This is a genomic window from Sagittula marina, from assembly GCF_014196795.1.
GTDB lineage: Bacteria > Pseudomonadota > Alphaproteobacteria > Rhodobacterales > Rhodobacteraceae > Sagittula > Sagittula marina.
Genome location: NZ_JACIEJ010000020.1, coordinates 1 through 12,109, shown reverse-complemented (window position 1 = coordinate 12,109; position 12,109 = coordinate 1). Strand labels below are relative to the sequence as shown.

The following is a 12,109-nucleotide window of genomic DNA, read 5'->3' as shown; positions in this document are numbered from 1 at the left end:
AGTGCGCTTTTACTGTTTCGCGCGCGAAACAGCCCGGTGTAGGGGCCCGTGCACCGGGCTGTTGTCATGGGGGCCAAGGGGGCTTCGCCCGCAGGATTTACTTTGATTGGACCGCCTTGTTCAGATCCTCGATCATGCCCACCACCTTGCTGGAGACATCTTCCTGAGAAGTGGCGCACTCGGATATTGTCTGGATTGATGCGGCTGTATTGCCAAGAGAGGTGACGATATCCTCGAAACTGCGCAGCGCATCGCGGGAGCGTTCGGTGCCCTGATTGACCCGCTCGCCAGAGACGACGATCAGTTTGCCAATCTCTTGGGCCGCTTTGGAGCTGCGCTCCGCCAGTTTGCGCACCTCGTCTGCCACCACCGAAAAGCCAACCCCGTGTTCGCCAGCGCGCGCCGCTTCGATCGCGGCGTTAAAGGCCAGCAGGTTGGTTTGATTGGCAATTTCAGAAATCACGCGGGTGATTTCCGCAATCTCGGTCGAGGATTTTTCGATCAGTTCAATGGCCTCGATGGCCGCGTTGAGGAAGTTCAGCCCCTCGCTCGCCGTTTGGGTTGTCAGGTCAGACGCCGCGCGCGACACGCGGGTAGATTCAGAGATCTTGGTGATCGAACTGGAGAGGTCGGTGACGATATTGTTCATCCGCTCGGCCTGGCTGTGAATCTCTTTTTCCAGCGCCACCTGATTGGTGATGTCATGGGCATATTTCACAATGCCTGTCGGCTCACCGTGCGTATCAAGCAGAGTGGAGTAGGTGGCCTGAATCCAGACCTCTCGCCCAAACTTGCCCATGCGGCGAAAGCGTCCGGACTGGGGGGTACCGCTGCGCAGATCCGCCCAGAAATCGCGATATTCCTCGGACTGGATCAGATCCTGATCGCAGAACATGGAATGATGTTGGTTCAGCACCTCGCGCAAAGAATAGCCCATCGCCCGCAGAAATGTCTCGTTTGCGGTCAGGACGTGGCCGTCCATATCGAACTGGATCATCGCCTGCGCCCGGTCGATGGCGCGCAGCATGTTCTGCGCCTCCAGCTCCTTTTTCTTGCGTAAGGTGACATCGACGGCGAATTTCACAACCTTCACGGGGCGGCCGGACACATCGAGGATCGGGTTGTAGGTGGCCTGAATCCAGACCTCCTTCCCGGTTTTGGTGATACGCTTGTATTCGCCCTGATGGTAATCGCCTGATCCCAACTTGTTCCAGAAGTTGCGGTATTCTTCGCTTTTGGCAAAGATCGGTTCGCAAAAGATCCGGTGATATTTGCCCTTCAACTCGGGGAGGTTGTATTCCATCAGGTCGAGGAAGGTCGGGTTGGCGTTCAGGACGATGCCGTCCAGACTGAACTCAATGACCGCCTGGCTGCGGTCGATGGCGTTGAGCTTGCCCGTAACCTCTGCCTGCTCCTGCATGTCAGCGGTTACGTCATAGGCGATCTGGATGACCTTGACCACGTTGCCTGCGGCATCGCTGACCGGCGTGTAGCTGGAGCGCAGCCATATATCGGTTCCGTCCCGGCGTACGCGGGCAAAGACGCCGGATTGTGACTGACCCAGCTTCAGTGCGTTCCAGAAATCCCGATATTCGGGGCTTTGCGAAACGTTGAGCGGGCACAGATCCCGGTGCGGCCGCCCGATCAGGTCCTCGGCGGCATATCCGCTGGCGTGCAGGAAATTGTCGTTGACCCTGATGACAAACCCCGAGGGATCGTATTCCACCAACCCGTTGGAGTGATCGAGCGCTTCCTGCACCGCGGTCAGCTCGCTGGCCTGTTCCGTGGCTGCGGTCACGTCCTGGGCCACCATCACGATGCGGTTCACCTTGCCGTCGCGCCCGCGCAGCGGGCTGACGCTGGCCGCAATCCAGATGCGTTCGCCATTCTTGGCGCGCCGTTTGAACGTGCCCGATACCGGCTCGCCCGATATCAGATTGGTCCAGAGCTGTTTGTATTCCGGGCTGCGGGTGTCCTGATCGTAAAAAAGGATGCTGCGGTTCTTGCCGATCAATTCGTCTTCCTCGAACCCCAGAATGGTGAGGTAGACCTCGTTGACGGCAACAATCGTGCCCTTGGTGTCAAATTCTATCACTGCGGTATTGCTTTGCACCGCTTCAGTGATGGCCTGATTGCGCTGAACCTCCAGCGTTTCTTCGGTCGACTCGCGCAGCGACAGGAAAATGCGGAGTGGCTTGCCGGTCTTTTCGTCGTTCAAAGGCACCACAGTGGCGACACAATGAACCGTTTTGTTTTTGTGAGGCGAGAACTCAAGGTACATGGCTTGGCCATGGGGATCCTTGAGAATGCTGGCCAGCGTCTTGCTGAGATCTTTGCTGGCACAAAAGGCATCCAGTCGTTTGCCGATCACCTCCTTCTCGGGCTGGCCGATGATCTTTTGGGCCTGCGGATTGAGGGAGGTGACTTCCAGCTCAGGCGTGATCTCGATCAGACCATAAAGCCGATTGACGGCTTCAAAATAGCGGCTGCGTTGCGGCGGGGCGCCGGGCAACCGCTCACCGGTGAGCAGAACCTCTGCCGGATCGGGCCCGGCCAATGGAATGATCCGACCGGAGAAGGCCGCGCCGCCGGGCATCTCGAGGTCGATCTGGGTGGGTGCGGTGGCTTCTGCCAGAGCGGTCTGCAGCACCTCGACATTGCTGAACAGCTTGTCTGCGGGGCAGGGCAGGCGCGTCTTGGCGGGTAAATCGCTACGGGCTGTGGAGGACACCGCCGTAATCGTGCCATCCGCCACCGCAACCCGGACACAGAACCCCGATGTCACGATATCCTGGCACAGGTCCGATAGGGCAAGCCCGGTTGTGAGATCCGTCATGATCTTAAGTTCCTTCGTTGGCGGAGGCCGCAGAGGACGCAGCCCGGTAGACTGGGCGCGCTTTGCGAGGGTTTGTTACAGACCTATGCCGCCCAGCCTTGTGATTTGGTGAACAACGGCGGGCTTCCGAGAAATTTCCTGGTGCGGTGCTGGGGGCTTTTGGGGGGCCGTCGTGAACATCTCGGCAGGCCTGGGGATGTGACGCCGAAACGCCTTGTTCCGCCGGCGCATAGACACTCTGACAAGGGGATCGCGCGCCGGTCTCTGAGCGGCGATGGAACCAGCCTTGACGTCCCGGAGGCCGACGGTCATCGCCGCCATCCCCGGTGAACGCCGTGGGGTCACGAAGGTGAAATTGGCGGGCTCATGCGCTGGCCTGTTGATCGCGGTGTATCAGCTGTTCCTGTCGGGCCATCATTTCAGCCAGCAACATGGAGAGATCGCGCAACGCCTCGGCGGTATTGTCCTGCGCAGGGGTCTGCAATCGAGACAATTGCGCCTCGATTCGCTTCAACCGTGTGTCCAGCGCGAAACTCGGCTGTGCGTTGGCTTGCGCTTCGATCTAGCATGTTGCGGCCTCCAGCCGAGCAAAAAAACAGTCGAGCCCATCGAAAAACGGTGTCAGCGCCCGGCGTTCCGCATCCAGTACACGGCCCTGTGCCGTGATGGCGCCAATGATCCGGTCAACGCCGGCCTCCACCCTGTTTTGCAAGGCGGTGAGGTCGGGGTGCGGCCCCGCAACAGGCCCCGCAACAGGCTCCGCCAGCGTGGTATGCCGCGCCTCCGGGGCCGCGGTCGGGGGGCTTTGTCGGGTCTCCAATTCGCAAAGCAGCGTGTCGAGCCGGGAGACAGTGGCTTCCAGCCCATGCCGCAGCGCGGTGAGCCCTTTGCGCTCGGCGTCCTGGCGTTTATTACGCTCCCCCACCAGCGCGGCCAATCGGTCAAAGCCTTGGCCGACCTCATCGCGCAGCGGGGACAGGTCCGGATCCGGCGGTGCCTGTTCGGAAAATAGGGCCAGCCGCGCCTGAATATCGGTGAGAGTTGCCTGAACAGGGTCGATGTCAGGCAGCTTCAATGCCTCCAGCATGGCGCGCAGCGCAGCCTGCCCATCGAGCACAGGGGTGAGGTCCGGTTCGGAGGGCGCCGGTGTTTGCGCGGCCAGAGCATCGAGGCGGCTGGACAGGTCGCCGAGGAGGCCGCGGGCGTCCTCTCGGGAGGTTTGCATGGCCTTGAGCCAGCCCTTTTGCCGGCGAAACTGACGGACGCTCCGCTCATTGGTCTGCCGTAGAAGATCCTCCACCATTGTCAGCCGGCTGTCCTGCTCAATGCGCTGGTCGCAGGCTTGGGCCAGAGCCTCTTCGATACGCTTCAGCTCGGCGTGCAACAGGCTGGACAACCGCTCCGGCCGGTCGGGGTCGGAGGGTGTGGCGAGCAGGTGCAGCAGCTCCATCATCACCAGTTCCACATCGTCGAAGCGGCGGTTGAGCTCTGTCTCCGTGCTGGCAAGCAATTGGTCGAACGGCAGATCCTGCCGCTCTGGCGAAGGGGCCTCGAGGGGGGGCGGATCGGTGGTCAGAGTGGCGCGATGCGGGGTGTCGTCCTCTTTGGCGTCGTCCACCATTTCGGGCGTATCCGCCGGATCTGTCTCCGGGGTGTCGTCCACTGTCATGTCCATGTCTTCCGGGGGCGCAGGGGCGGCCTCATCCGTGGTCTCGAAAGCGGGTTCCTCAACGTCTTCGACGGTGTCAGGGGCGAAGTCGATGTGGTCGCCCATCTCGGGACTGCCCACGTCCTCCAGATCGAAGGCATCGGTGTTGGACAGGTCTGACATTGCATCGTTGTCTGTCAGATCCGCCAGAGGATCGTCGTCCGAAGACGGTGGGAAAGACGTCATGAAATCACCTCAGAACAGTTCACCGGCATCAAACCCGGACGACATGCCGCCAAAAGCCCCGCCGCCGCCGCCATTCACCGGCAGTTCGCGGATCAGTTCGAAACTCGGCAGGAATTCCCCGTTGTCCATCTTGCGCAGGACGCGATCCTCCGGCGCGCCGACGGGATGACAGCGGCTCACGGCTTCCAGCTCATCGACCACGGCGCCATAGAGCTGACCCTCCATGCGGAAGAGCAGCACGCAGGCTTTGCCTTCCTGGTAAAAGGGGAAGGCCCCCAAGACGTTGCTCACGGAGAAGATGGGCACCAGCTGAGACCGGTGGCTGAGCGTGCCCATATAACCGTCGTAGCGCACTTCGGCAGCCAGCAGGCTTGGTGGCAGGCGCAGGATCTCGACAATTTCTGCGAGCTGCGTTGCCATGCGCTTTTTCGCCGACTGCGAAATGAGATAGAGCGCGCTTTCCGCCTCGCGTGCGCGGGCGGCGGCGTTGCCTGTGCGGGTGTGCTTGTCCTCTGTTTCCTGGGTGGCGTCGGCTTCGGTGTCCTTCACCGTGGTGCTGGCAAGCTGCACCACCGCCTCCTCTTGCAGGACGCACTCGGCATGCAACACGAGGTAATGGTCCCCCGTTGCAGACATGTGAATGCCGGAGAACAGGTCGTGGCGCGTGGTCAGAACCTGCGGCATCTCCAACAGGTCTTCTGTGCGGGTGTGGACGATGTCGAAAAACCGATCGACCTCAAAGGCGATAAGCCCGCCTTTGGGAACGCGCATCGCCAGGGAGGCCGAGCGTTCGGGCCGCGACGCGTTCCGCCCCAAGCCCAGGATTTGCAACGTATCGAGCAGCGGGATTTCGATGCCGTGGTGTTCGATCACACCGTCGCAGGCGCCATAGGTCATAGGGCTTTTGCAAAGGGGGGTCGTCGGAATGGTGGCGTGGATATCCTGCACCGGAAAGGCGATGCCATGGCCGCTGTAGCTGCACAGCAAGTAGGCCTGCTGGTCGCCGAACATAAGTGAGTTGGACCGGGCAGCCGTGCGCTCCCGCTGGATGGCGTAGGGCAGGCTGGGCTGGTCGAACAGCAGCTGTGGATCGAGAATGCCCACCACGGTGCCATCATTCACAAAACTGCGCCCGCCCACCAGCAGATGATCACGGCCCACCACGCACATCTCTGCGGTGTTGGTGAAGTCGAGGGAGGTCATGCCCTGCAGCCGGTCCACCACCAGGCCCAGGAGACGCTGATGGCTGGCGTCGTTGACGATGATCACCACCCGCTCCCTTATGGGCAGGTCGGTGGGCACGCCCAGCATCACGGCCATATCCACCAGGGGGATCGTGTCCTGTCGCAACACCATGGCACCCAGCAGACCGGGGAGGGAGACTGCCATGGGGCTGATGTCATCAGGAAAGGGAACGGCCTCGCGCACATGCACGGCCTGAATGCCCAGGATGCGCCCGCCCAGGTCGATCAGCCCGTAGATATCGTTTTGCGGAGGGACATCTTTGAGACGGGAGGCCGGTGCCTCCTCAGCCGCATCTTCAGGCGCTGGGGGCTGTATCTCAGACGCGTTTTCAGGAGAAGTGGTCTGTGTTGCAGGGCCATTCCCTTCGGGCGGTTCGGCAATGGCCTTCGGGGAGGGCAGCACGCCGGCGGGTGGCGGTGGTGCGGGCAGAGCCCTTGCCCCGGTGCTTTCTGTTTCGGTCTCCGTCTCTGCGATGGGCAGGGTCTGGGAATCGTCGAGCGACACGGGGGCATTCTCCGAGCAAGTTTCGGAGTGCACCCTAAAGGCTGTGGCCTAACGGGCGATTAAGCACCGTCGGGCGCGCAGGGCTGGAGTTTGGGTGCCCCAAGCGGCGGTGGTTCAGCTGCGCCAGATGTCGAGACCAATGGCCCGCCGCGAGACACCTTGCAGCGCGGCCAGCCTGACCTGCGCGCCCCAAGCCGGAGGCCAACGCCGGGGGCGAAGCCAGAGGGCCCCGGTGCGGAGGTCTCAGCGCCCGACGGGGCTGTGGTGGAACCAAAACAGTCTCTGATACTGCTGAAAACCGTTCGAGGCGATGTCTGACAATACACTGGGCCAGGCACGGAACAGGGCAAAGGTCGCACTGCGAATTTGGTCGCTTCATGCCGAGGGTGTTGCAAGCTCGAAGGCCTTGGCCGATACCGTTCCGGAGCCGTTGCGGGTCAGATCTGGTGGGGCAGCGTGTCGATCTCGACGATGGGGCGCCTTTGTCCACGACGCCAAGGCGGGCGGCGCCAGAAACTATTTGAGTCTTTGCGGTCACAAAAGCAGTGTTGAACAGGGGTTACATTGCACAGGGCGGGTCCGCGCCCTAGTCTTACGGCCTTGGAGGGCCAGGTGGGCCGTCCCGCGAGGAGTGCCCGATGCCGGATGTCGCCGGACCCATTCAAGACCCCATGCCCCAGGTGGTCGATACGGAGCAGCTGATTGGGTGTCCCAACTGCGACGAAGTTTACCGCGCGCAGATGCCCCGCAATGGCGAGCGCGCTGTCTGTGACCGGTGCAGCACGGTCCTGATTGCCAGCCGTGAAGGCGCCGGGCTGCGCATTCTTGCGCTGTCGATCGCGGTGCTGATCCTTGTGGTGGCGGCCAGCTTTCACCCGTTTTTGTCGATCAACGCGGCCGGCATCGGCAACAAGGTATCGCTGCTCGACGTGGCCACCAGCTTTCGCTCCGGCCTGTTGGTGCTGGTCTCCGTGGCGACGGTGCTGCTGATCGTGGGGTTGCCTGCGGTGCGGGTGGGGCTGCTGATCTACGTCATCGCCCCGATGGAATTGGGTCATCGCGCCGCGCCTTACGCCCGCCGCGCCTTTCGTCTGGCCCAGGAGCTGAAGCCCTGGTCCATGACCGAGGTCTTCTCCATCGGCTGCGCCGTGGCGCTGGTAAAGGTGTCGGACCTTGCCAGCCTGCACTTCGGCCCGGCCTTCTGGATGTTCACCGCCCTGTCGATCATCGTGGTGGTGTCGGACCGCTACATGTGCAGCTGGTCGATCTGGAAGGCCATCGAGGTCAGCGAAGCCGAGGCCAATCCCGCTGACAGCCAGACAGAGCAGGCCCCTACATGAGCACCGCGCGCGATATGGGGCTGGTGACCTGCACCACCTGCGCCAAGGTCTGGCCCATGGAGCAAGATCGCTGCGGGCGCTGTGGCCACCGCCTGAAGTCCCGTCAAAGCAACAGTCTGCAATGGGTCTGGGCCTTTTGGTTCACCGGGCTGCTGGTCTACTTCCCCGCCAACCTCTATCCGATGCTGGTGACCGAAACGCTGACGGGCACCCAGTCGGGCACCATCGTCGGCGGCGCCATCGAAATCGCCCACCACGGCGATGTGGGCATTGCGGCCATCGTGCTCTTTGCCTCCGTGGTGATCCCCGTGGCGAAGTTCATCGCCATCGCCTATCTCGCCATCTCGGTGCAGCGTGGCTCCGCGAAACGGCTGCATCAAAAGATGCATCTGTATGAGGTTGTCGAATTCGTGGGCCGCTGGTCGATGATCGACGTCTTCGTGGTGGCCATCTTGAGTGCATTGGTGCAACTCTCTGTTGTCGCGTCCATCCATCCCGGCTCCGCGGCCCTGACTTTTGCACTTTCCGTGATATTTACAATGTTGTCCGCCCGATCTTTCGACACGCGTCTGATCTGGGACAGCCATGATGTCAGGGTTTCTGAACCACAATGAATGATACGTCCTCCGGCTCCGACGCGAGCTCCGACCCGGGCACCCCCCGGTCCGTTTCCATCGCGCCTGCGAAGAGTGGCGGGTTTTCCGGTCTCTCGCTGGTCTGGCTGATCCCGGTGTTTGCCATTCTGGCCGCCGTGGGCGTCGCCTGGCAGAACTGGGCCGATCGCGGTCCGCTGATCGAGGTTGTCTTTGCCCAGGCGGACGGCGTGCGCGCGCAGGAAACCGAAGTGCGCTATCGCGACATTCCCGTGGGTGTGGTCGAAGAGGTGAACTTTTCCGACGATCTGGATCAGGTCATTGTCTCCATTCGCCTCGACAAGGACATTGCCCGGTATGTGGACAGCGATGCACTCTTCTGGATCGTGCGGCCGGAGGTGACGGCGCAGGGGGTCTCTGGCCTGGATACGGTCTTGTCGGGTGTCTACATTTCCGCCTCGTGGGACGGTACGCCGGGCACGCCCGCCGATCGGTTCACAGGCGCGGTGGACAGCCCGCTCATGGCGCTTGGCGAAGAGGGCACCACTTTCCTTCTGCGCTCGGAGGACGGGTTGCCCAACGAGGGCACGCCGATCCTGTACAGGGGCGTGCAGGTGGGTCGTATGGGGCGAACCGAAGTCTCCGACGACGGGTTGGAGGTCTACGCTCAGGCCGTGATCCTTGAGCCCTATACCCAGCTTGTCACCTCCTCTGCGCGGTTCTGGAATATTTCCGGTTTCCGCTTCTCGCTGGGTGCGGAGGGGGCGAACCTCGATTTCTCCTCACTGGCCTCCTTGATTTCTGGTGGTGTGACCTTTGAGACCATGTCTTCGGGCGGGGCGCCGCTGACTGAGGGGCAGGAGTTCACCCTGCACGAGGACGAGAATGCCGCGCGCGAGGATTTCTTCCTCGAAGGCGACGGCGGCTCTGTCCAGCTTATGATGATCTTTGATGAAAACCTTGCGGGTCTGTCACAGGGGGCCGCCGTGACCCTGGGCGGTCTGAAGCTGGGGGAGGTGGAAACGATCTCTGGCGTGGTTGATCCGCTGCGCTTTGGCGACAACGAAATCCGCCTGATCGCGACCGCCCGCATCAACCCCAGCCGGATCGGCATCGACACCGGGGCAGGGGAGGAAGCGTTCCTCGCCTATCTCGGCGCACGGGTGAACGAAGGGCTGCGGGCCCGGTTGGCCAATGCCTCGATCCTGACGGGGGGGCTGAAGATTGATCTGGTGATCGTCGAGGGCGCGCGGCAGGCCAGTTTCAACCGCAACGCCGATCCCTATCCGGAATTGCCCACTGCGCCCTCCGAGGTCACAAATGTGGCCGCCAGCGCCCAGGGCCTGATCCAGCGCGTCGACGCGCTGCCGGTCGAGGAGGTGATGAACGGCATCATCGACACGCTGGCCGACATTCGCGGCGTGATCGGATCCGACGAGGTGCAGGCCGCCCCCGAGGCGCTCTTGGCCACGCTGGAGTCCATTCGCCAAATTGCCGAAAGCGAGGAGGTCGCAGGGCTGCCCGCGCAGATCGGCACCTTGGCTGATAACCTGACAGAGGCCTCCGGCACGCTGAACACGCTTATGGGGCAAGTGCAGGACGAGGCCGTGGTGGCCGCGATCTCCGGCCTGATCGACTCGCTCGACGAGACGGCGCAAACCCTGCCCGGCCTGTCCGAGCGGGCCGGCGCGGTGCTGGCCAAGGCCGAGGCGCTGCCGCTGGAGGATATTGCCACGCAGATCTCCGATATTCTGTCGGACGAGAACCTGACCGCGCTTCCTGCCGAACTGCGCGGCACGGTCGAAGGGCTGCGCGGCATTGTCGAAAGCCCGGAGTTCGCCGCCCTGCCGGGGCAGGTGGGCAGCCTGGCTGACGGCCTGAACGAAGCTTCCGCCACGCTGAACACCCTGCTGGGGCAGGTCAAGGACGAGGCCGTCGTGGCCGCCGTGTCCGAGCTGATTGCCTCGTTGGATGAAACCGCGCAAAGCCTGCCGTCGCTGTCCGAGCGCGCCAACGCGGTGCTTGGCAAGGCCGAGGCGCTGCCGCTCGACGATATTTCCACCCGCATCACGACGCTGCTCGATGATGCCGACGCGCTGCTGGCGGATCCGGATCTGCGTGCGCTGCCTGCGGATGTGCGCGCCACGCTCGACGGGCTGCGACAGGTGGTGGCCTCCGAAGAGTTCGCGGCATTGCCCGCACAGGTGGGCGATCTGGCCTCTGGCCTTGGCGATGCCTCGGACAAGCTGAACGCACTGCTCGAAGAGGCCCAGCAACAGGCCATCATCACGCAGGTGTCGGAGCTGATCAATAATCTCGGCACCACCGCTGACCGTTTGCCGGGTCTGGCCGATCAGGCCAGCGCGGTGCTCAATGACGCAGAACAGCTCTCGCTGGATGAGCTTGCCACACAGGCGCGTTCGCTGCTCGACAGCGTGGAACGGCTGGTGGATCAGGACAGCACGCGCCAACTGCCCTCCGAGGTCAACGCCGCCCTGTCTGAACTGCGCCTGACGCTTGAGGAACTGCGCAGCGGCGGCATCGTCGCCAACGCCAACGCCACATTGGCCTCTGCGCGCGAGGCGGCAGAAGCCGTGGCCGTGGCCAGCCGGTCGCTGCCGGAACTGTCGAACCGCCTGCGAGTGGTGGCAGATCAGGCGGGGGTGACCATCTCCGGCTATAATGCCAACTCTGACTTTGCGCGCAGCCTGTCCAGTGCGATCCGCCAGATCGACGAGGCGGCGAAATCCATCGACCGCCTGGCCAAGCAGATCGCCCGAAACCCCAACTCCTTGATTACGGGACGCTGATATGAAGCCCATGCCCCTTATATTGTCCGCAGCCCTGGTCCTTGCGGCCTGCAGCGGCACCGAGCCCCGCTTTGACGCGCCCCCTGTGACCGCGCTGGAAAAGGTCTCCACCCGCTACGCACGGATCGAGGTCGCCACCGTGACCCTGCCGATCTACGCGGAAGGCGAAGAGATCCACGCCCGCGATGCAACGGGGGCGATCCTGCCTTTGGGGCCGCTGTGGTCGGATGAGCCGGGCCGCGCGATCACGTTACAGGTGGCGCGCGATCTCGACAGTATAACAGGACGACTGGTGGCGCCGGAGCCCTGGCCCTTCCGCGATTACCCGGATGTGAAGGTCGACGTACGTGTTCAGGACTTCTACGCCACCGAACGCGGCACCTTCCGGATTTCCGGTCAGGTCTTTGTCGCGCCAGAAGAAGACGGTCCCGACCGGGCCAAGCCCTTCGACATCGAAGCGGTGATTCCGGGAGAAAAGCCCGGACCAGCGCAAATCGCAGCGGCGCGGGCCGCCGCAGTGTCCGAATTGTCGGTCTTTATCGCGCGGAACGGTCTGCGCTGAGCATATGTTCTCCCTCAGGGCGGCGCGAGTCGCCCGGAGAGGCTTTTGCTTCCTTGGGGTAAGCCCCTGCATCTTCAAGGATTTGGATTTCCTGCATCATAAGTTGTTATAAAAATCAGCAGCTTACAGAAAAATTCGAGAATTTCTGCGGCAGAGGGAAAAAAGGGGTTGCGAGTCGTTTGGGGTAGCCGTAAAAGCCCCTTCACCGGCGGCGCTGAGGCGCTGCGGGTCGGACCGGACGGAGCGGACGAGGCGCTGAGAGGCGACACTGAAGCGAAGCGAGGTTGAAGCATACCGAGGATATTGTCAGGCGGGCGCGCTGAGA

At 62.6% G+C, this 12,109-nt stretch carries 9 protein-coding genes; 4 read left to right on the top strand and 5 right to left on the bottom strand.

The genetic code is table 11. The features are described 5' to 3' along the window. Positions 1 to 97: 97 nt before the first annotated feature. From GGQ68_RS22765 to GGQ68_RS22750, 4 genes are all read right to left on the bottom strand, one after another. On the bottom strand, positions 98 to 2,836 hold the full coding sequence (locus GGQ68_RS22765; protein WP_183970096.1) for a methyl-accepting chemotaxis protein: 2,739 nt from the start codon (positions 2,834 to 2,836) through the stop codon (positions 98 to 100). A gap of 364 nt (positions 2,837 to 3,200) precedes the next feature. Continuing rightward, complete coding sequence (locus GGQ68_RS22760; RefSeq protein ID WP_183970094.1) at positions 3,201 to 3,350, bottom strand: hypothetical protein; 150 nt, start codon at positions 3,348 to 3,350, stop codon at positions 3,201 to 3,203. Between the two features lie 48 nt (positions 3,351 to 3,398). Continuing rightward, positions 3,399 to 4,730: a hypothetical protein gene (locus GGQ68_RS22755; RefSeq protein ID WP_183970092.1), complete on the bottom strand. Its 1,332-nt coding sequence runs from the start codon at positions 4,728 to 4,730 to the stop codon at positions 3,399 to 3,401. Between the two features lie 9 nt (positions 4,731 to 4,739). Continuing rightward, the gene (locus GGQ68_RS22750) at positions 4,740 to 6,479 is read right to left on the bottom strand and encodes a chemotaxis protein CheW (protein WP_183970091.1); all 1,740 of its coding nucleotides are present in this window, start codon (positions 6,477 to 6,479) and stop codon (positions 4,740 to 4,742) included. A 638-nt stretch (positions 6,480 to 7,117) separates the two neighbouring features. Here GGQ68_RS22750 and GGQ68_RS22745 point away from each other — a divergent pair. From GGQ68_RS22745 to GGQ68_RS22730, 4 genes are read left to right on the top strand one after another with little or no spacing between them, the layout of a single operon-like run. Next, on the top strand, positions 7,118 to 7,819 hold the full coding sequence (locus tag GGQ68_RS22745; protein WP_246429522.1) for a paraquat-inducible protein A: 702 nt from the start codon (positions 7,118 to 7,120) through the stop codon (positions 7,817 to 7,819). After that, on the top strand, positions 7,816 to 8,433 hold the full coding sequence (locus GGQ68_RS22740; protein WP_246429521.1) for a paraquat-inducible protein A: 618 nt from the start codon (positions 7,816 to 7,818) through the stop codon (positions 8,431 to 8,433). The genes GGQ68_RS22745 and GGQ68_RS22740 overlap by 4 nt, the downstream gene beginning before the upstream one ends. Beyond that, positions 8,430 to 11,222, top strand: a complete 2,793-nt coding sequence (locus tag GGQ68_RS22735) for an MlaD family protein (RefSeq protein ID WP_183970090.1) — start codon at positions 8,430 to 8,432, stop codon at positions 11,220 to 11,222. The genes GGQ68_RS22740 and GGQ68_RS22735 overlap by 4 nt, the downstream gene beginning before the upstream one ends. Before the next feature lies 1 nt (position 11,223). Further along, complete coding sequence (locus GGQ68_RS22730; protein WP_183970089.1) at positions 11,224 to 11,784, top strand: PqiC family protein; 561 nt, start codon at positions 11,224 to 11,226, stop codon at positions 11,782 to 11,784. Between the two features lie 74 nt (positions 11,785 to 11,858). On the opposite strand, the gene GGQ68_RS24175 is transcribed toward GGQ68_RS22730, so the two are convergent. Next, positions 11,859 to 12,109: hypothetical protein (locus tag GGQ68_RS24175; RefSeq protein WP_221235704.1), on the bottom strand; the 251-nt coding region annotated here is incomplete at its 5' end.

Coding starts and splice junctions, on each gene's coding strand:
- GGQ68_RS22765 (WP_183970096.1), bottom strand. CDS start 2,836: ATGACGGATCTCACAACCGGGCTTGCCCTATCGGACCTGTGCCAGGAT.
- GGQ68_RS22755 (WP_183970092.1), bottom strand. CDS start 4,730: ATGACGTCTTTCCCACCGTCTTCGGACGACGATCCTCTGGCGGATCTG.
- GGQ68_RS22745 (WP_246429522.1), top strand. CDS start 7,118: ATGCCGGATGTCGCCGGACCCATTCAAGACCCCATGCCCCAGGTGGTC.
- GGQ68_RS22740 (WP_246429521.1), top strand. CDS start 7,816: ATGAGCACCGCGCGCGATATGGGGCTGGTGACCTGCACCACCTGCGCC.
- GGQ68_RS22735 (WP_183970090.1), top strand. CDS start 8,430: ATGAATGATACGTCCTCCGGCTCCGACGCGAGCTCCGACCCGGGCACC.
- GGQ68_RS22730 (WP_183970089.1), top strand. CDS start 11,224: ATGAAGCCCATGCCCCTTATATTGTCCGCAGCCCTGGTCCTTGCGGCC.